Below are 19,168 nucleotides of genomic sequence, written 5' to 3' on the forward strand. Positions count from 1 at the left end.
GGGGGGGGGGGGGGGGGGGGGGGGGGGGGGGGGGGGGGGGGGGGGGGGGGGGGGGGGGGGGGGGGGGGGGGGGGTGGTGGGGGGGGGGGGGGGGGGGGGGGGGGGGGGGCGGGCCGCCCCCCCCCCCCCCCCCCCACGACCTGCCGCCGGGTGCCCGGGTCGAGGTCCGTCGATCGCCCGACCCCGTCCGGGTCGCCCGGCTGAAGGACGCGCCCTTCACCGACCGGCTGGTCGCCAAGTTCCAGTTGCCCGTCGCGGGTTGGCGCGGTCCGGCGACCGAGGACGACGCATGATCGAGGAGATCGTCATCTCCGACCTCGGCGTCATCGGCGAGACCACGCTCGAGCTCGGACCCGGCTTCACCGTCGTCACCGGCGAGACCGGTGCGGGCAAGACCATGATCGTCACGGCGCTCGGGCTGCTGCTCGGTGCCCGGGCGGATGCCGGCTCCGTGCGCCGCGGCGCCTCCAGCGCGGTGGTCGAGGGGCGTTGGCACGTCCCGGACCACGCCGCCGTCGCGGAGCGTGTCGAGGACGCGGGCGGGACCGTCGAGGACGGCGAGCTCATCCTGACCCGCACGGTCTCGGCGGAGGGCCGCAGCCGTGCGACGGTCGGTGGCCGCAGTGCCCCGGTCGCGGTGCTCGGCGAGCTCGCCGACCAGCTGGTGACCGTGCACGGGCAGTCGGACCAGATCCGCCTGACGTCGGCCTCGGCGCAGCGCGCCGCCCTCGACGGCTTCGGCGGCAGGGCCGTGCAGCGGGCACTCGGTGCCTACGTCGCCGCCTACGACACCTGGCAGGCGCACGCCGGCGAGCTGGAGACGCTCGTGCGGGACCGCGACGACCGCGTCGCCGAGGCCGAACGCATCCGCGCCGCGTCGGACGAGATCGAGTCGGTCGACCCGCAGCCCGGCGAGGACGTCGAGCTCGCCGAACGCGCCGAACGCCTCGGCAACCTCGAGGAGCTCCGCCTGGCCGCCGGCACCGCCCACGAGGCACTGTCCAGCGAGTCCCTCGACGGGGTCGCCGACGTCGTCGGACTGGTCGAGGCGGCACGCCGGGCCGTCGAGCGCGTCGCCGGGTCCGACCCGGCCCTCCAGCCCGTGCTCGAGCAGCTGACCGAACTCGGGATCCAGGCCTCGGACGCATCCGCCGGCCTGTCCAGCTACCTCGGCTCGTTGGAGCCGGACGCCGGGCACGACCTCGAGCTCGTCAACGAACGCCGGGCACTCCTGGCGAACCTGACGCGCAAGTACGGCGAGACGGTCGACGACGTGATCGCGTACGGCCAGCGGGCGAGCGACCGGTTGCTGGAGCTGGACGGTGACGACGACCGCATCGTCGCGCTGCAGCAGAGCGTCGAGCAGGACGAGCAGGCCCTCGCGCAGACGGCCGCGGCGCTGACCGCGGCCCGCACGAAGGCCGCGGGCGACCTCGCGAAGCGGGTCACCGCGGAACTCCGGACGCTGGCGATGGCCGGCGCGACCCTGGTGGTCGAGGTCACCGACGGCGGCGAGTACCGCCGGCACGGGCGCGACCAGGTCGCGATCCTGCTCCAGCCGCACTCCGGCACCGACCCCCGCCCGATCGGCAAGGGCGCGTCCGGCGGTGAGCTCTCGCGCGTGATGCTCGCGATCGAGGTCGTCATGGCCGGCAGCACGACCGTCCCGACCTTCGTGTTCGACGAGGTGGACGCCGGCGTCGGCGGAGCCGCGGCGATCGAGATCGGTCGGCGGCTCGCGAAGCTCGCCGAGCGGACACAGGTCATCGTCGTCACGCACCTCGCCCAGGTCGCCGCGTTCGCGAACAACCACCTCAACGTCGTCAAGGACGCCAGCGGCGCCGTGACCTCGTCGAGCGTGCGCCGGCTCGAGGGCGAGGACCGGCTCCAGGAGATGGCCCGCCTGCTCTCCGGCCTGGGCGACAGCGCGAGCGGCATCGAGCACGCGCGCGAACTCCTCGACGTCGCCGGCCAGCGCGCCTAGGCAACGTTCCGGCCTGGAGGCACGCCCCGCCCCGTCCCTCCGCCCTCGTCCGCGACACGCAACGAAGGCGGCTCCGCGCAGCGGTACAGCGCTGCGCACAGTCGCCGACGTTGCGTCCTGCGGGGACGGCGGGGGTGACCGGTCGGCGGGCGCAACGCCCGCGGCGAACGCGGGTCGCGCCTCCCGGCAGTTCTGACGTACGATGGAACCCCGTGGCGGACACTCTCAGCGGCGGAACCAATTCTTCGACCTCGACCCCGAAGGTCACGAAGCAGATCTTCGTGACCGGCGGGGTCGTCTCGTCCCTCGGCAAGGGCCTGACGGCGGCCAGCCTCGGCAACCTGCTCACGGCGCGCGGCCTCAAGGTCGTCATGCAGAAGCTGGACCCGTACCTCAACGTGGACCCGGGCACGATGAACCCGTTCCAGCACGGCGAGGTCTTCGTGACCGACGACGGTGCCGAGACGGACCTCGACATCGGGCACTACGAGCGCTTCCTCGACATCAACCTGTCGCAGGCCGCGAACGTCACGACCGGTCAGGTGTACTCCAGCGTGATCGCCAAGGAGCGTCGCGGCGAGTACCTCGGCGACACCGTCCAGGTCATCCCGCACATCACCGACGAGATCAAGCGTCGGATGCGCGAGCAGGCCGAGAACGACCCGCAGCCCGACGTCATCATCACCGAGGTCGGCGGCACGGTCGGTGACATCGAGTCCCAGCCGTTCATCGAGTCCGCCCGCCAGGTCCGCCACGAGCTCGGCCGCAACAACGTGTTCTTCGTGCACGTGTCGCTCGTGCCGTTCATGAGCGCCTCGGGCGAGCAGAAGACCAAGCCGACGCAGCACTCCGTCGCCGCGCTCCGCTCGATCGGCATCCAGCCGGACGCCCTCGTGCTCCGCTCGGACCGCCCGGTGTCGGAGTCGAACAAGCGCAAGATCGCCCTCATGTGCGACGTGGACGAGGACGCCGTGGTGAACGCCGTCGACGTCCCCTCGATCTACGACCTGCCGACGCTGCTGCACGACCAGGGTCTCGACCAGGTCATCATCGACGCGCTGAAGCTCGACGCGCACGACGTCGACTGGTCCGCGTGGAACCCGGTCCTCGACGCGGTGCACGAGCCGAAGAAGCACGTCACGATCGCGCTGGTCGGCAAGTACATCGACCTGCCGGACGCCTACCTGTCGGTCACCGAGGCCCTGCGCGCCGGTGGCTTCGCCCACAACGCCAAGGTCACGCTGAAGTGGGTCGTGTCCGACGACTGCACGACGCCCGAGGGCGCCGCGAAGCAGCTCGGTGACGTCGACGGCATCTGCGTCCCCGGCGGCTTCGGAGTCCGCGGCATCGAGGGCAAGCTCGGCGCGCTCAGGTTCGCGCGTGAGCAGGGCATCCCGACGCTCGGCCTGTGCCTCGGCCTGCAGTGCATGGTCATCGAGTACGCCCGCCACGAGGCCGGCCTGACCGACGCGTCGAGCACCGAGTTCGACCCGGAGACCTCGACGCCGGTCATCGCGACCATGGCGGAGCAGGTCGACATCATCGCCGGTGGCGACATGGGCGGCACGATGCGCCTCGGCCTGTACCCGGCGCACTTCACCGACGGGTCGCTCGCGGCCGAGCTCTACGGTGCGTCCGAGGCCTCGGAGCGCCACCGTCACCGCTACGAGGTGAACAACACCTACCGTCAGCAGATCGCGGACGCCGGCCTGGTGTTCTCGGGCACCTCGCCCGACGGCACCCTGGTCGAGTACGTCGAGCTGCCGCGCGACGTGCACCCGTTCTACATCGCCACGCAGGCACACCCGGAGCTGCGCTCGCGTCCGACGAACGCGCACCCGCTGTTCGCCGGGCTGGTGGACGCGGCGATCGCGCGCCACGAGGCGTCCAGCCTGTTCGACCCGGCCGAGGAGTCGGCGGAGGTCGTCGCGTAACGCGCGCTGTCGCTCAACGCGCGTTGTCGCTGACGGGAGGCGCGGTGCCAGCTGGCACCGCGCCTCCCGTCCGTCCCGGGGAGGGCTGACGGAGCCGCGTGCCAGGATGGGCTGGTGACTGCCGCTGACGCACCGATCGCCGACGAACACGCCTCGTACGAGGTCACCGACTCCACCGTCGTGTACGAGGGTGCCGTCTGGGACGTCCGCCGTGACCACGTCGACTACGACGGGCACGACATGGTCCGCGAGTACATCGACCACACGGGCGCCGTCGCCGTCTTCGCGGAGGACGACGAGGGCCGCGTGCTCGTCATCCAGCAGTACCGCCACCCCGTGCAGCTGCGCGACTGGGAGCTGCCGGCCGGGCTCCTCGACCACGAGGGCGAGGACCACCTCACCGCCGCGCAGCGGGAGCTCGGGGAAGAGGCCGACCTCGAGGCGGACCACTGGGAGCCCCTCGTCCGGTACAACACCTCGTCGGGCGGCAGCGACGAGTTCATCCAGGTCTACCGGGCCCGTGGGGTCCGTGCGACGGCGTCCGCGTTCGAGCGTGAGGCCGAGGAGGCGGACATCGTGACCCGATGGGTGCCGCGGGCGGAGCTCGTCGAGGGGATCCTCGCGGGCCGCCTGCAGAACTCGGCGCTCGTCGTCGCGACCCTCGCGGTCGATGCGATCGAGCGGGGCGCGGTCGAGCGCGGCGCGGTCGAGCGGGGCGCGGTCGAGCGGGGCGCGACGGCGTGACGGCCGACAGCGGGCTCGGTGCCCTGCTGCGGGACGGGCTCTGGACGCACGAGCCCGCCGCCGTCGAACCCGTCGTCGACCGCGCCGCCCTGCTCGTGACCGCGGAGGAGGGCAGCGATGCCTGGCGGACGACCTCGTACGGGTTCGTCCACGACTCGGAGCACGCGCTCCTCCGACCCACCGACGGCGCGTTCGCCGTCGAGGTCTCCTTCGTCCTCGACTTCGCGGAGCAGTTCGACCAGGCCGGGGTGTTCCTGCGGGTCGACGAGCAGGAGTGGGTGAAGGCGGGCGTGGAGTTCTCCGACGGGCTGCCGCAGGTCGGGGCCGTCGTGACGCACGGGACGTCCGACTGGTCCGTCGCGCCCGTGCCGTCCTGGACCGGGCGGGTCGTGACGGTGCGCGCGAGCCGCTCCGGTGACGCCGTGACGATCCGGGCCTGGGCCGACGGCGAGGAGCCCCGGCTGGTGCGGGTCGCGCACCTCGACCCGGACGCCGTCGTGTCGGCCGGCCTGTTCTGCGCCGCACCCACCCGGGCCGGGCTCACGGTGACCTTCACCGCCTGCCGCTTCGGCGAGCCGGACGCCGGGCTGCACTGACGACCTCCGCAGGGCGGTCCCGCACTAGTTTTGTCGGGTGATCCCCCTCGACCGTGCCACCGACACCTACCTGCGGCACGTCGCCGTCGAGCGGGGACTGTCGCAGCACACGGTGGCGGCCTACCGGCGGGACCTGGCGGTGTTCACGGAGTGGCTCGCCTCGACGCCGGCGGTCGACTCCGCGGGCGCGGACCGGGCCGGGGGAGCGGAGGCGCTGACGGACGTCGCACGCCTCGCCCGCGCGGACGTCGCCGGGTTCGTCACGCACCTGACCTCGCGACCGGAGCAACCGCTCGCGCCCCGGTCGGTCGCCCGGATGCTCAGCTCGGTGCGGTCCTTCACCGCGTTCGCGGCCGCCGAGGGCTGGCTGCCGCTCGACCCCGCCACGGCCGTCCGGCCACCGAAGGCGCCGTCACGGCTGCCCAAGGCGATCTCGGTGCACGACATGGAGCGACTGCTCGGCGCCGCGGGCTCGGCGGACGACGACCCCGTGCAGCTGCGGGACCGGGCGCTCCTCGAGCTGCTCTACGCCACGGGCGCGCGCATCTCCGAGGCGGTCGGGTTGTCGGTGGACGACGTCGCGACGCTGTCCGACCCCGAGGACGACGAGGGCGACGGGCTCGCGGTCGTGAAGGTCACCGGCAAGGGGAACAAGCAGCGCATCGTGCCGCTCGGCAGCTTCGCGCGGGCCGCGGTCGACGCGTACCTCGTCCGGGCCCGGCCGGTGTTCGCGGCGCGTGGGCCGTCGACACCGGCGCTGTTCCTCGGCGCTCGGGGCGCACGGCTGTCGCGGCAGAGCGCCTGGCTCGTGATCCAGGCGGCGGCGGAGCGGGCCGGACTGGCGGCGCACGTGTCCCCGCACACGTTCCGGCACTCGTTCGCGACGCACCTGCTCGAGGGCGGCGCGGACGTGCGCGTCGTGCAGGAGCTGCTCGGGCACGCGAGCGTCGCGACGACGCAGATCTACACGCTCGTCACGGCCGACATGCTGCGCGACGTCTACCAGACGGCGCACCCGCGGGCGCGGCGGTAGCGCTGCGCCCGGGCGGGGCCGGGGCCGGCCGGGCGGGGCCGGAGGCGGGGTCGGGGTGACGTGCGGCGCGACGTGCTCGGGCACAACCGGAAGCACGTCGCGCCATGAAGAACCGTGGCGCGACGTGCTTCCCGTGGTGCGGCGCGCGGCGCGCCGAGCGCGCGAGCGCCGCGGGCGCGGCGGTAGCGCTGCGCCAGCGCGCTCAGAACAGGTGGAACTGCGCGGACGCAGCGACCACGCCCGTGGCGACCGCGACCACGAGGGCGCTCGCCGCGGCGCTCCGCCACAGCGCCCGCCAGCCGCCGGTCGCGCCGGGACGCACGATCGCGAGGACGCCCGTGACGACGGCCAGCGTGCTCGCGATGCCGACCGGGTTCCAGACGATCGACACGACCGCGAGCAGGACCGCCACGAGCGCCGCCGCCCCGACCCGCTGCACGGACCCGCCGGACGCCCAGGACCCGGTGCGCACCGCTGCGCCCTCGACGGAGAACGACGGCCCGACCGGTGCGACGACGACCGGTGCGACGGGCTCCTGCCGTGCCGGGAGCACCCGCGTCGCCCCGCCCCACGCGTGACCGTCCCACCACCGGAGGCGGTGGGCGTCCTGGGGGTCCGGGAACCAGCCGGCGGCCGGCAGCGTCACGGGGTGCTCCTCGCGGGTGCGGTGGATGGTGCACCTCGACGCTACGCAGCCGGGAGGCACGGCCACAGTCCCACAGCGGGTGTCGGCAACAAGGGGGACCGGTCGCACCTGCGCTACGGTCGTGCGGTGATCACCGCCGACGCCGAGACCCTGTCCGCCTTCTGGGCCGCCCGCCGCGACGAGGCACCGGAGCTGCCCGAGGCCGTGCCGGAGGCGTGGGCGTTCGGCGCGACGCCGGACCACGCCGACGGACTGCTCGACCTGGTGCTCCGCGGGATCAAGGACGGCACGGCGTCGTCGATGTGGGACTACGAGGCGACGGGCGACCCGCTGCCCGAGGTCGGCGAGCTCTCGGTGATCCTGGACGGTCGCGGCGAGCCCCGGGCCGTGATCGAGACGACGGACCTGCGGGTCGTCCCGTTCGACCAGGTCGGCGAGGAGCACGCCCGCGCCGAGGGCGAGGGGGACCGCACCCTCGCGCACTGGCGTGCGGTGCACGAGCGCTACTGGCGTGAGCACTCCGAGAACCCGCGCGGGTACGAACCGGACATGCCGGTGCTGTGCGAGCGCTTCCGCCTGCTCTGGCCGGAAGCGCCCGCGGGGGCGTGAGCCGGACGACCCGACCTACGCGGGGACGGTCGCGGCGTCGACCTCGTCCATGACGGCCTTCGTCGCTGCGAGCAGCCGGGCGTTGAAGTCCACGCCGAGCTGGTTCGGCACGGTGACGAGCACGGTGTCGGCAGCCCGGACCGCGGCGTCGGCGGCGAGTTCGGCGACGAGCTGCTCCGGCTCCCCGATGTAGGACCGACCGAAGCGGGCGAGCCCGCCGTCGAGGTGCCCGACCTGGTCCTGCCCCTCGACCTGTGCCCGCACGCCGAAGTAGTGCCGCGACTCGTCGTCGGTGATCGGGATGATGCTGCGCGACACCGAGACCCGGGGCGTCCGCTCCCAGCCCATCTCGCGCCACGTCGTCCGGAATCGCTCGATCTGCTCGGCCTGCAGCTGGTCGAACGGCACGCCGGTGTCCTCGGTGAGCAGGGTCGACGACATGAGGTTCATGCCCTGCTCGGCCGTCCACTCGGCGGTCGCGCGGGTCCCGGCACCCCACCAGATCCGGTCGGGCAGCGAGTCCGACAGCGGGGACACCGACAGCGACCCGGCCGACCCGGTCATCTGCGGGTTCGCGTGTGCCATCGGCTCGCCGGCGATCGCACGACGGAACACGTCGGTGTGGGAGCGCGCCATGTCGCCGCCGTTGGTGTCGTGCGCCTCGGGCACGTAGCCGAACTGCTGGTACCCGGCGAGGGCGGTCTCGGGTGACCCCCGCGAGACACCGAGCTGCAGTCGGCCTCCCGAGATGAGGTCGGTGGCCGCGGCTTCCTCGGCCATGTAGAGCGGGTTCTCGTAGCGCATGTCGATCACGCCGGTGCCGATCTCGATGCGGCTGGTCCGGGCGGCGATCGCCGAGAGCAGGGGGAACGGCGCCGCCTGCTGCGGAGCGAAGTGGTGCACGCGGAAGTACGCGCCGTCGACGCCCGCTTCCTCGGCCGCGACGGCGAGGTCGATCGCCTGCACGAGGGCCTCGCGGCCGCTGCGCACACGCGAGCCCGGCACGTCGCGCCAGTGCCCGAAGGACAGGAACCCGATCTTCGTCATGCCGATGCGAACGCATGCTGCTGCGGCCGCATTCCGACGCGACTACGGTCGTCGGCATGGACGACCCCCGCACCGCGCTCGCCGACGAACGGCGGCGCAACGAGCGGCTGCTCGCCGACGTCGAGCGCAGCATGCGGGACGTCAGCGACGCGCGCCTGGACGCCAACGCGGACGACGAGCACGACCCCGAGGGTGCGACCCTCGCCTGGGAGCGCGGGTCGCTCGGTGCGGTGCGCGACGACGCCCGGGAACGCATCCGCCTGGTCGACGCCGCGCTCGCGCGGCTCGACGCCGGCACCTACGGGCGGTGCGCCGTCGGCGGCGAACCGATCCCGGAGGCCCGTCTCGCCGCGGTCCCGTGGGCTGCGACGTGCGTCGCTCACGCGTGACGAGCCTCCAGGCCGACGGGGCCCGCTGACGGGGCTGCGGCCGGCGCGACACGGCCCCGACTGCGCGAGACGCCGCGGGGCGCGCAGAACGCCGTTGCATCCGACGCCGTCGCGACGAGACCGCGGCGTCTCGACGGAACGAGGGCTCCGGTGGGCCGAGGCCCGTGACGGCCGGGAGGCGCGGTGTCCGCCCGTCCCACTGCTCACGTGGCGTGGACCGGTTGCGCCGCCGTTTCCCAGCCGCGCGCCCTAGGTTGCCGCCATGGACGACACCCACGAGCGACCCGACGCGGTCGTGCGTGCCGACACCACGGCTCCCGAGACCGACGCCGACGACCGGCACCACCGCTTCCGGTGGTTCCGTCGGATGCGCGCCTGGATCCACGCGCGGCCGGGGTGGCACCTGTTCTACAAGGTGCTCGTCGGGATCGTCGGCGGACTCGTCGTGGTGATCGGGCTCATCCTCGTGCCGCTGCCCGGTCCGGGGTGGCTCGTGGTCTTCATCGGCCTGACGATCCTGGCGAGCGAGTTCCACTTCTTCCACCGCATCATCACGTGGCTGCGCGCGCAGCTCCACCGCTTCTGGGACTGGGCGAAGGCGCACGGACCGCAGTGGCTGCGGAGGGCGGCCGACCGCGGCAAGGCCGACGTCGACGCGGCGCACGCCGACGCACACCGCAGCACCGGGGTCCGCGCACAGCGACCGAACCGGGCGCGGGCCGGGCACTAGCCCTCGCGCAGCGCTACTCGGCGACGGTCCGGACGGAACCGGTCGCGGTGCGCTCGACGGCCTCGGCGGCGCGCTCCTCGACCCCGGCCGCGCTGCGTGACGCGAGCTGCAGCACGAGGGCGATCGCCGCGGCGAGGACGATGAAGGCGCCGTAGCCGGCGAGCACCGGCACGAAGCCGAACGCCGGTTCGACGAGTCCCGCGACGACGGCGGGTACGCCGAACGCCAGGTAGCTGACGATGTAGACCGACGACAGGAGTCCGGCGCGGTGCGTCGGCGCCGCGGTGGCGAGCAGCATCCGCAGGGGTGCCTGGAAGCCCGCGCCGAAGCCGACGCCCGCGATCGCGCTGCCGACGACGAGCCCGGGCAGCGAGTGCGCGAACACGAACGTCACGGTGACGACCGGGCCGACGATGAGCGCGACGAGCCCGAGGAACAGGCTCCGACGTGTGTCGAGGCGCTGGATGGCGAGACCGGTGAGTCCGCCGACGCCGGTGACGACGGCGATGAGAGCCCCGGCTGCGAAGTGGTCGTGGATGCCGAACACCGCGCCGAGGGCCGACGGCACGAGCGACAGGAACAGCCCGCCCAGTGCCCAGCTGGCGACGAGCGCCCCGGCGACGCCGCGGAAGAGCGCCCGCGACGCCCGCGGGACGGACACGGTCGGGCGGAGGGAGCGGAGTGCACCCGGTCGGCGCGTGACCCGCTCGGGCACGACGACCAGGGCGGCGACGAGCAGCAGCAGGAGCGCACCGAAGAGCACGTAGACGAGCTGCTCCGGTGCCGGGCCCCACTCCACGAGGGCGCCGCTCGACACCGCGCCGGTCGCCAGGGCGAAGGGTGGGACGGCACCGTTCAGCACGCCCGCGAGCGAGGGGAAGCGCTCGAGCGAGTTGTCGATGAGCGCTGCACCGAGGGCGCCGATGAGCAGCCCGACCGCGACGCCCTGCACGATCCGGTCGACCACGAGGGCCGTGAACCCGTCGGCGCCGGTGAACAGCACGAGCGACACGACGAGCAGCAGTCCGCCGGCGACGAGCACGGGCTTCCGGCCGACGTGGTCGGACAGCCGACCGGCGACGAGCATGGTGACGAGGAGTCCGGCGACGTAGATCGCGAACACCCCCGTGAGCATGAGCGGCGTGAGGTCCCACTCGGCGGCGTAGACGGGGTAGATCGGCGACGGGACCGAGGACGAGGCCATCGCCACGAAGAGCATGGCGGCGAGGATCCAGAACCCCGCGACTCCGCGTGCTGACTGCATGGTGGCACCTTCCGGCCGGATCGACTGCTGTACGACAGCATTCGTACAGCAGTGCACCAGTACGACGCAAGTCGTACTACTGCCAGCGCGGTGCTACCGTCGTCGCATGCCCGCCGCGCCCGTGGACTCCGTCGTCGCCCCAGAACGCCTGCCGCAGCCGACCGTCGCCGAGATGGACCTGCCCGTCGTGCTCGACGCACTGAGCGACCCGATCCGGCTGACGATCCTGCACCGCTACCTGGTCGACGCCGCCGGCGGCGTCCGCAGCTGCGGGTGGGTCGGGGTCGACCGACCGAAGTCGACGCTGACGCACCACTTCCGCGTCCTGCGCGAGGCCGGCCTGCTCGAGCAGCACCAGGAGGGACTGACGCGGTCGAGCCGGGTCCGGGTCGAGGACGTGCAGCAGCGCTTCCCCGGGCTCCTCGACCTGGTGGCCGCGTGGCAGGTCCCCGCGACCGTCATGCGCGAGGAGGTCCCCGCGTGACCGGCCGGCCCCGCGGTCCGATCGCCCACGAGCTCCCGACGATCACGACCGTCCCCGCGGTGACGACGGCGCTCGCCGCCGACCTCGACGCCGCGGGCTTCACCGTCGACCGCATCGACGCACTCTGGGGCACCGAGGCCGCCGCATCGCTGCACCGCGGTTCCCGGGTCGCCGCGCTGCGGGCGCTCGCCGCGCGGGACTCCACGCCGCTGACCACGCTCGCGACGCTGTTCGTGCTCGGCCTGCCGGTCGACCGGAGCGATGCCGAGCGGGCGTTCCCGACGGCCGGGCTCGACGCGGTGCTCGCGGCCGGTCTGCTCCGGATCGACGACGACACGGACGACGCCGGTGCTCCCGACGCCGACCACCTCCTGGTCCACCCGACCGTCGACCTGCGGCCCTACGCCTTCGTCGACGACCTCGGCGCCGGCAGCTGGTGGATCGTCTCCGACCTCGGGGAGCTCGCGCTCGGCACCGCACTGGGCGAGGAACACGTGCTCGGCATCGGCGGCGCGACCACCACGCTCTCCGGGCTCCAGGTCCCGGTGCCGGTCCGACGGGTTCTCGACCTCGGGACCGGGTGCGGGATCCAGGCCATGCACGCCCGTCGCTTCGCCGACGAGGTCGTCGCCACGGACATCTCCCGCCGTGCGCTCGACATCGCCCGGTTCAACGCGGCGCTCAACGGCATCGACGGCATCGAGTTCCGGCTCGGGTCGCTGTACGAGCCGGTCGCGGGCGAGCGGTTCGACCGGATCGTGTCGAACCCGCCGTTCGTCATCACCCCGCGTCGCGACGACGTGCCCTCCTACGAGTACCGCGACGGCGGCATGGTCGGCGACGCGCTCGTCGAGACCGTGCTCCGCGGGCTCGCCGACCACCTCGCACCCGGCGGGACCGCGCAGCTGCTCGGCAACTGGGAGTACCGCTGGGGCGTCGACGGGCTCGACCGGGTGCGCTCGTGGTTCGCGGACGCCGAGGACCTCGACCTGTGGGTCGTCGAGCGGGAGCGCGAGGACCCGCCCGCCTACGCCGAGACCTGGATCCGCGACGGCGGCACGAAGCCCGGCACGGACGGGTTCGACCGGCTCGTGGACGCCTGGCTCGACGACTTCGCGACCCGGCGGGTCACCGGGGTCGGTTTCGGGTACGTGGTCGTCCGGCGTGCGTCGGCGTCGGCAACGGAGATCGGTCGGCCGGGAGGTACGGCTCGCCTCCGCCGCACCGAGCGGGTCCCCGAGGCGCTCGGTTCCAACCCCGTGGGGCTCGGCGCGACGGTCGCACGGGTGCTCGACGCCACCGGGTGGCTCGAGGCGTACGACGACGAGGCGCTCGCCGCCGCACACCTGCGGGTCGCCGGTGACGTGACCGAGGAGCGGCACTACTGGCCCGGGAACGACGACCCGACCGTGATCACGCTCGTGCAGGGCGGTGGCTTCGGCCGTCGGGTGGACGCGGACACGGCGCTCGCCGCGTTCGTGGGTGCCTGCGACGGGGAGCTGTCGGTCGCGGCGATCGTCGGCGCCATCGCGCAGATCACCGGCGTCGACGAGGTCGCGCTCGCGGCAGACCTGCTGCCGCGCGTGCGCGACCTGGTGCTGGACGGCCTGCTGCTCGCGCCGACGTCCTGAGGCCGCCCCGCGCCTCCCTCCGGTCAGCGCGAGCGGTGGTTCCGCCAGGTGTGCTCGGGGGCGTAGCCGAGGAGCTCGCGGGCCTTCTCGCTCGAGAGCAGGGAGCTCGTGCCGTCGATGTCCGCACGGCGCTCGATGTCCGGCACGAAGCGCTCCACGAGCTCGATCGTCGGGGTGTCCATCACGGTGTCGGGGCTCGCGATGACGAACGCCTCGAACCCGGTGAGCTCGGCCTCGAGCGACCGCCGCACGGCCTGCGCCCCGTCGCGCGAGTCGATGTACGACCACAGGTTGAAGGTCTTCGCCTCGGGGGAGGCGTCCCACGGGAACGACGGGTAGTCGGTCTCGTCCATGACGTTCGAGAAGCGCAGCCCGATCATCTTGAGCTCCGGGTCCCAGCGGGTGAAGTGGCGGGCCATCTCCTCCTCGACCGCCTTGCCGAGCGAGTACGAGGACTGCGGGCGGACCGCGAACTCCTCGTCGACGGGCAGGTACGGCGGGTGGTGCTCGCCCATCGGGATGCCGAGCAGGGTCTCGCTCGACGCCCACACGACGTTCTTGATCCGGGCGACACGGGCGGCGTGGAAGACGTTGATCGACGCGGTCACGTTGTTCGTGATGAGAGCGACGTCGGGCACCTGTCCGGGGGCCGGTACGGCGGCGAGGTGCACCACGGCGTCGACGCGGTCGTAGCGGTCGTCGATGCCCGTGAGCGCCCCGAGCACCTGGCCGTAGTCGCTCAGGTCGATGCGGACGAAGGGCACCCGCTCCGGCTTGTCGGGGGAGGGCACCCGGTCGAGCAGGACCACGTCGTACCCGTGCTCGTCGAGGTCGCGGACGACCGCCCGTCCGAGCTTCCCGCTGCCTCCGGTCACCACAACACGCGTCATCGCGTCACTCCACATCGTCGTCGGACGGCCTGGTCGGCCGGACCCCATCCTGCCGTGCGCGCCCGAGCGGGGACCAGGCACTGGCGGTACCTGTCCGGGCGGCGCAGGCGGTGCAGGCGACGCAGGCGATGCGGCCGACGCGGCCCGGGGCCGGAGCGGTCGAGCGCGGCGGGAGCGCGGCGGGCCGGGGTGCCGGCGTCAGGCCGGGGCGGGCGTGACGGACTGCGCGACCGCGAGCCGTGCGACGAGCTCGACGTGGTCGGCCATGTCCCGCGACGGGTCGTACAGCCACTGGATCTGCATGCCGTCGGAGATCGCCAGGAGCACGCTCGCCAGCTGCTCGGTGTCCACGTCGGAGCGGAGCCGGCCGTCCTGCTGCATGGTGCGGAAGTCCCGGGCGAAGTCGCTCCGGCTGCGCTCGTAGCGCTCGCGGAAGTACTCGTGCGCGGGGTGCTCGTCGTCGGTCGCGGCGGCCGCCGACAGGTTGACGAACATCTGCACGAGGCCCGGGACCTCGGTGTTGTGCCGGACGATCGCCGCGAGGAACGCACCGGGGTCCTCGGCCGCGGTGCCCCAGTCGTGCGCCAGGTCGACCTCGTCGCGGCGACGGAGGATCTCCACCCAGAGGTCGTCCTTCGAGTCGAAGTAGTGCAGCAGCCCGGCCTGGGTGAGCCCGACCGCGTCGGCGATGTCCTTGATGCTCGTGCGCCGGAACCCCTGCTGCGCGACGAGGTCGAGCGCGACCGTGAGGATCTCCTCGCGCTTCGCGATCCCCTTCGCGTACGAACCCCGTCGTGCCATGGCGCGAGCGTACAGCGGGTTCGAGACCCAACAAACCTACTTCCGATAGGTTTTGGGTGCTACGCTGCCCGCAGCCGCCGACGATGGCGCGCGGAGGTCATGCCCCGTCGCCTGCGTCGCACAACGAAGGGACCGACCATCGTGACCACCGTGGACGACACCACCCGCGCCTCCCGGCCGACCGCCGCGTCGCCGCTGGACGAGCGCATCGCCGCGCTCGTCGGACAGCTGACGACCGCGGAGAAGGTCCAGCTGCTGACCGGGCGCGACTTCTGGACGACCTGGCCGGTCGAGAAGATCGGGCTGCGCCGCATCCTGATGTCCGACGGTCCGTCCGGCGTCCGCGGCGAGGTCTGGGACGAGCGCGACCCGTCGCTCAACCTGCCGTCCGCCACCGCCCTGTCGGCGAGCTGGGACCGCGCGATCGCGAAGCGCTACGGTGCCGCCGCGGCGGTCGAGGCCCGCCGGAAGGGCGTCGACGTCGTCCTCGGCCCGACGATCAACCTGCACCGCTCGCCCCTCGGTGGTCGCCACTTCGAGGCGTTCAGCGAGGACCCGCTGCTGACCGGCGACCTCGCCGCGTCCTACGTCGACGGCGTGCAGGAGAACGGCGTCGCCGCGACCCCGAAGCACTACATCGCGAACGACTACGAGACCGACCGGTTCACCGCGTCGACGGAGGTGTCGGACCGTGCGCTCCGTGAGCTGTACCTGCTCGCGTTCGAGAAGGCCGTGACCGAGGCGCACGCCTGGGCGGTCATGTCGTCCTACAACGCGATCAACGGCGTCACCGCGTCCGAGAACGACCTGCTCGAGACACCGCTCAACTCGGAGTGGGGCTTCGACGGCATCGTCGTGTCCGACTGGACCGGCGTCCGCTCGGTGGAGTCGGCGAAGGCGTCGCAGGACGTCGCGATGCCCGGGCCGAACCCCTGGTGGAGCGAGGGGCCCCTGCTGCAGGCGGTCGAGTCGGGCGAGGTCCCGATGGAGGCCGTCGACCGCAAGGTCCGCCGCATCCTGACCCTCGCCGCCCGCGTCGGCGCGCTCGAGGGCTTCGAGCCCGTGGCCGCGCAGCCGGTGCACGTCGAGGACGGCGTCGCGTTCGTGCGGACGGCCGAGGCCGAGGGCACCGTCCTCGTCCGCAACACCGGGATCCTGCCGCTCGATGCGTCCGCGGTGTCGCGGATCGCGCTCCTCGGGCACAACGCCGACCAGGCCCGCACGCAGGGCGGCGGTTCGGCGACGGTGGTGCCGGAGCACGTCGTCACGCCCATCGAGGGCATCCGAGCGGCCTTCCCCGGCGCGACGGTCGACCACGCCATCGGCGCCGTGGTGCAGGAGGGCATCGCGGAGTTCCCGCTGTCCAGCATCACGAACCCGGCCACGGGGGAGCCCGGCGCACGGGTGGCGTTCGTCAAGGGCGGCGAGGAGCTGTTCGTCGAGGACCGCCGTGCCACCGCGCTGTTCTGGTTCGGCGGCGACGCCCCGATCCGGGAGTCCGACCGACTCGACGTCACCACGACGTACACCGCCGAGACGACGGGGACCGTACGGATCGGCATCGGTGCCGCCGGTCGCTCCCGCATGTGGATCGACGGCGAGCTCCTGCTCGACGAGACCGTGCCGGTCGAGGGGGACCAGCTCGGTGCGGCGTTCCTCAACCCGCCCGCGCGCTCGGTGCCGGTGTCGGTCGAGGCCGGGCAGCAGCTCGCGATCCGGATCGAGCACGACATCGTGCAGGACGAGGCGCTGGGCGGTGTGCTCGCCTACCAGTTCGGTACCGAGCCGAGCGACGCCGACCCCGCCGCACTCGTCGAGGCCGCGGTCGCGACGGCCCGCGACGCCGACGTGGCGATCGTCGTCGTCGGGACGAACAGCAAGGTCGAGTCCGAGGGCTACGACCGCTCGTCGCTCGCGCTGCCGGGCCACCAGGACGAGCTGGTCCGTGCCGTCGCCGCCGTGAACCCGAACACGGTCGTCGTGGTGAACTCCGGTTCGCCGGTCGAGATGCCCTGGCGGAACGACGTCGCCGCGGTGCTCCTGACCTGGTTCGGCGGGCAGGAGTACGGCAACGCGCTCGCCGACGTCCTGACCGGTGCCGCGGAGCCCGGCGGGCGCCTGCCCACCACCTGGCCGGCGACCCTCGCCGACGTCCCGGTGCAGGACGTCACGCCGGTCGACGGCAAGGTCGCCTACGACGAGGGCGTGCACGTGGGCTACCGTGCCTGGCTGCGCGCCGGCACCGAACCCGCCTACCCCTTCGGCCACGGCCTGGGCTACACCACCTGGACGATCGACGGCGTGGCCGCGTCGCCGACCGTGACGGAGGGTGACGCCGCGATCGTCACCGCGACCGTGGCGAACACGGGCGACCGTGCCGGGAAGCACGTCGTGCAGGTCTACGCCTCGCGGACGGAGTCGTCGGTCGACCGTCCCGTTCGCTGGCTCGTCGGCTTCGCGCCCGTCCGGCTCGGGGCAGGGGAGTCCACCGAGGTGTCGATCGAGGTTCCGGCCCGGGCGTTCGCACACTGGGACGGCGCCTGGCGCTACGAGCCCGGGACGTTCGAGCTCCACGTCGGTGCCTCGGTCGCGGACCTGGCCGGTTCCGCGGCCCTCGAACTGGAGTGAGCCGATTTCCGCACGGTCGTGGATGCGTTCAGTAGCATGAATTCGCGCCAGTCGGCTGGTTACCGTCGGCGCGCGCACCACCGAGGGATCGTCGTGTGAGCGAAGCGGCCTCCTGATCCGGCCGTGGAACCCCGTCGATCCCGGTGCGTCCAGAATGCGTCCCCGCGTCCGCGCGGGGGCGCATTCGTCGTCCTGTGGGCAAAGGTACGAGAGCGTACCTTTCCGCTTCTGACCAGGGGTTGTCGTGCGCAACTGGCCATGTGCCCGTTCCCGGGGAAGTGATGATGACAAATCCTTCAGAAAGTGAAAGAGTGATGCCACCATCCCGTACGGATCAGGGACGAGATGGTCATCCGGCCCGGGGCTCGTCGGACCTCACCACCCCGACTCGAGCCCCGGCCGGGTGCCTGTCGTCAGCGGTCGTGCTCAGGGCAGCCGCGGGGCGATCTCCTCGGCGACGACCCGCAGGATGCGTTCGTGCGCCGCGGCGTCGCCGTTCGCCGGCAGGGTGATCACCAGCTCGTCGGTCGCCTGGACCGCGGGGTCGGCTGCCAGGGCGTCGACGATCTCGTCCACACCGCCCGACACGATCCTGCTGAACCGGAACGGCGGACCGCTCAGGGGGCGCCCCTCGTCGTCCATCCCGCTCGCGTACCCGGTGAGGAACTCCTCGTGCACCCGGCGGTCGTGGTCGTCGAGCAGCGGGACGACGATCCGACCGACCGCCACCTTCGGCGTGCGGCCGGGGTGCTCGCCGGCGGCCTGCAGCTCGGCGAAGCGGTCGCGGTACGCGGTGAGCTGGTCCGCCTGTGCCTGGGCGAACGGGGCGCCCGTGTCCTCGGTGTTGAGCGTCGAGCAGTGCAGCAGCAGGCCCTTCTCGGCCGTGCGGACCGCGGTGCCCGTGCTGCCGCCGCCCCACCAGACGCGGTCGCGCAGGCCGGGCGACAGCGGCTGGAGGGTCAGGTCGGCACCGGCGGGGATGCTCTCGTAGCCCTTCCCTGCAGTGCCGAGCGGCTCGCCCTGCAGGACCTCGAGCAGCCGCGCCGCACGCACCTCGGCCTCGTCGCGGAAGCTGCGCTCCGACCCGCCGAACACCGGGTCGAGGATCGGGCCGTACCCGGCGATCCCGGTGCTGATGCCGAGCTGCACCCGGCCGTCGCTGAGCAGGTCGACGGTGCTGGCGTCCTCGGCGAGACGGATCGGATCCTCGTACCGCATGCCGAGGACGGCGGTGCCGAAACCGATGGTGCTCGTGCGCTGGGCGGCCGCCGCGAAGAACGTCATCGGGCTGGTCAGGAAGGGCTCGAAGTGGCGGCCCCGGACCCAGCCGGTGCCGTACCCGAGCGACTCGGCCGTCTCGAACAAGCGGAGACCGTCCTCCAGGGCGGCAGCAGCACCGGCGGTGCCGCCGTGGTTGGGGACGAAGGAGAGGAAGCCGAGTTCGCGCACGGTCTGAGTCTATGCGCGCGCATCGATTCCCGACAGGGCGCCGGACGGGAGGCGCGGCTCGTCTCCGGCCTGCGACCTGCGGTCGGTGCGTGCGGACGCCGGGTGCGTGACGGAGCGGCCCCGTGCCTCCCGTCCGCCGCCGGCTCGTCTGCCGGTCACCGCCCACCTGGGAGGATGGGCGCATGACCGACGTCACCACCACCCCGCCGCTCCTCGCCGCCCTGCCGGCGGCGGGGGGGGGGGGGGGGGGGGGGGGGGGGGGGGGGGGGGGGGGGGGGGGGGGGGGGGGGGGGGGGGGGGGGGGGGGGG

Annotated in this window: 17 protein-coding genes and 1 pseudogene; 12 read left to right on the plus strand and 6 right to left on the minus strand. The window is 73.3% G+C overall.

The features are described from left to right. The 6 genes and pseudogenes from PIJ49_RS17000 to PIJ49_RS16040 all read left to right on the plus strand — a co-directional run. Positions 1-293 (plus strand): annotated as a pseudogene (locus PIJ49_RS17000) (hypothetical protein); the annotation flags it as partial. Continuing rightward, positions 290-1,984 (plus strand): DNA repair protein RecN, encoded by a 1,695-nt coding sequence (gene recN / locus PIJ49_RS16020; protein WP_066656385.1) that lies wholly within the window; start codon positions 290-292, stop codon positions 1,982-1,984. The pseudogene PIJ49_RS17000 and the gene recN, both read left to right, overlap by 4 nt. Positions 1,985-2,196: 212 nt before the next feature. After that, positions 2,197-3,918, plus strand: coding sequence for a CTP synthase (gene pyrG, locus PIJ49_RS16025; RefSeq protein WP_066656378.1), 1,722 nt, complete (start codon positions 2,197-2,199; stop codon positions 3,916-3,918). 114 nt (positions 3,919-4,032) lie between these two features. Then, the gene (locus PIJ49_RS16030) at positions 4,033-4,662 is read left to right on the plus strand and encodes an NUDIX domain-containing protein (protein WP_209685943.1); all 630 of its coding nucleotides are present in this window, start codon (positions 4,033-4,035) and stop codon (positions 4,660-4,662) included. Then, the gene (locus tag PIJ49_RS16035; RefSeq protein WP_271827056.1) at positions 4,659-5,258 is read left to right on the plus strand and encodes a DUF1349 domain-containing protein; all 600 of its coding nucleotides are present in this window, start codon (positions 4,659-4,661) and stop codon (positions 5,256-5,258) included. The genes PIJ49_RS16030 and PIJ49_RS16035 overlap by 4 nt, the downstream gene beginning before the upstream one ends. A gap of 40 nt (positions 5,259-5,298) precedes the next feature. Further along, complete coding sequence (locus PIJ49_RS16040) at positions 5,299-6,291, plus strand: site-specific tyrosine recombinase XerD (RefSeq protein ID WP_209685974.1); 993 nt, start codon at positions 5,299-5,301, stop codon at positions 6,289-6,291. A 202-nt stretch (positions 6,292-6,493) separates the two neighbouring features. Here the strand turns inward: PIJ49_RS16040 and PIJ49_RS16045 are convergent, their stop codons facing one another. Continuing rightward, positions 6,494-6,937 carry a DUF2510 domain-containing protein gene (locus tag PIJ49_RS16045; protein WP_066656369.1) on the minus strand — a complete coding sequence of 148 codons (444 nt, stop codon included), beginning with the start codon at positions 6,935-6,937 and terminating at the stop codon, positions 6,494-6,496. A 129-nt stretch (positions 6,938-7,066) separates the two neighbouring features. On the opposite strand from PIJ49_RS16045, the gene PIJ49_RS16050 reads away from it, so the two are divergent. Next, positions 7,067-7,546: an ASCH domain-containing protein gene (locus tag PIJ49_RS16050; protein WP_066658698.1), complete on the plus strand. Its 480-nt coding sequence runs from the start codon at positions 7,067-7,069 to the stop codon at positions 7,544-7,546. Between the two features lie 15 nt (positions 7,547-7,561). On the opposite strand, the gene PIJ49_RS16055 is transcribed toward PIJ49_RS16050, so the two are convergent. Continuing rightward, positions 7,562-8,593, minus strand: a complete 1,032-nt coding sequence (locus PIJ49_RS16055) for an LLM class flavin-dependent oxidoreductase (protein ID WP_400430339.1) — start codon at positions 8,591-8,593, stop codon at positions 7,562-7,564. Positions 8,594-8,649: 56 nt separating this feature from the next. Here PIJ49_RS16055 and PIJ49_RS16060 point away from each other — a divergent pair, with 56 nt between their 5' ends. Continuing rightward, on the plus strand, positions 8,650-8,982 hold the full coding sequence (locus PIJ49_RS16060; RefSeq protein ID WP_066656365.1) for a TraR/DksA family transcriptional regulator: 333 nt from the start codon (positions 8,650-8,652) through the stop codon (positions 8,980-8,982). A 262-nt stretch (positions 8,983-9,244) separates the two neighbouring features. Next, a complete protein-coding gene (locus PIJ49_RS16065; protein ID WP_235426374.1) occupies positions 9,245-9,712 on the plus strand; it encodes a TIGR02611 family protein in 468 nt (155 codons plus the stop codon). A 13-nt stretch (positions 9,713-9,725) separates the two neighbouring features. Here the strand turns inward: PIJ49_RS16065 and PIJ49_RS16070 are convergent, their stop codons facing one another. Beyond that, positions 9,726-10,976 carry an MFS transporter gene (locus PIJ49_RS16070; protein ID WP_066656361.1) on the minus strand — a complete coding sequence of 417 codons (1,251 nt, stop codon included), beginning with the start codon at positions 10,974-10,976 and terminating at the stop codon, positions 9,726-9,728. A 106-nt stretch (positions 10,977-11,082) separates the two neighbouring features. Here PIJ49_RS16070 and PIJ49_RS16075 point away from each other — a divergent pair, with 106 nt between their 5' ends. Together PIJ49_RS16075 and PIJ49_RS16080 are read left to right on the plus strand one after the other, a co-directional pair. Next, positions 11,083-11,460: an ArsR/SmtB family transcription factor gene (locus tag PIJ49_RS16075; RefSeq protein WP_066656359.1), complete on the plus strand. Its 378-nt coding sequence runs from the start codon at positions 11,083-11,085 to the stop codon at positions 11,458-11,460. Next, entirely contained in the window at positions 11,457-13,091 is a 1,635-nt protein-coding gene (locus tag PIJ49_RS16080; RefSeq protein WP_442874659.1) for a DUF7059 domain-containing protein, read from the plus strand. The genes PIJ49_RS16075 and PIJ49_RS16080 overlap by 4 nt, the downstream gene beginning before the upstream one ends. Positions 13,092-13,114: 23 nt before the next feature. Here PIJ49_RS16080 and PIJ49_RS16085 read toward each other — a convergent pair whose 3' ends face one another. After that, complete coding sequence (locus PIJ49_RS16085) at positions 13,115-13,981, minus strand: NAD-dependent epimerase/dehydratase family protein (RefSeq protein ID WP_066658693.1); 867 nt, start codon at positions 13,979-13,981, stop codon at positions 13,115-13,117. Positions 13,982-14,179: 198 nt separating this feature from the next. Then, entirely contained in the window at positions 14,180-14,782 is a 603-nt protein-coding gene (locus tag PIJ49_RS16090) for a TetR/AcrR family transcriptional regulator (RefSeq protein ID WP_209685936.1), read from the minus strand. A gap of 99 nt (positions 14,783-14,881) precedes the next feature. Here PIJ49_RS16090 and PIJ49_RS16095 point away from each other — a divergent pair, with 99 nt between their 5' ends. Beyond that, positions 14,882-17,410: a beta-glucosidase family protein gene (locus PIJ49_RS16095; protein WP_442874660.1), complete on the plus strand. Its 2,529-nt coding sequence runs from the start codon at positions 14,882-14,884 to the stop codon at positions 17,408-17,410. 426 nt (positions 17,411-17,836) lie between these two features. Here PIJ49_RS16095 and PIJ49_RS16100 read toward each other — a convergent pair whose 3' ends face one another. Further along, positions 17,837-18,859, minus strand: coding sequence for an LLM class flavin-dependent oxidoreductase (locus PIJ49_RS16100; protein ID WP_209685932.1), 1,023 nt, complete (start codon positions 18,857-18,859; stop codon positions 17,837-17,839). Positions 18,860-19,168: the final 309 nt, after the last annotated feature.

Origin of the sequence: Curtobacterium uvaldense (assembly GCF_028307415.1) — a bacterium.
Taxonomy (GTDB): Bacteria; Actinomycetota; Actinomycetes; order Actinomycetales; family Microbacteriaceae; genus Curtobacterium.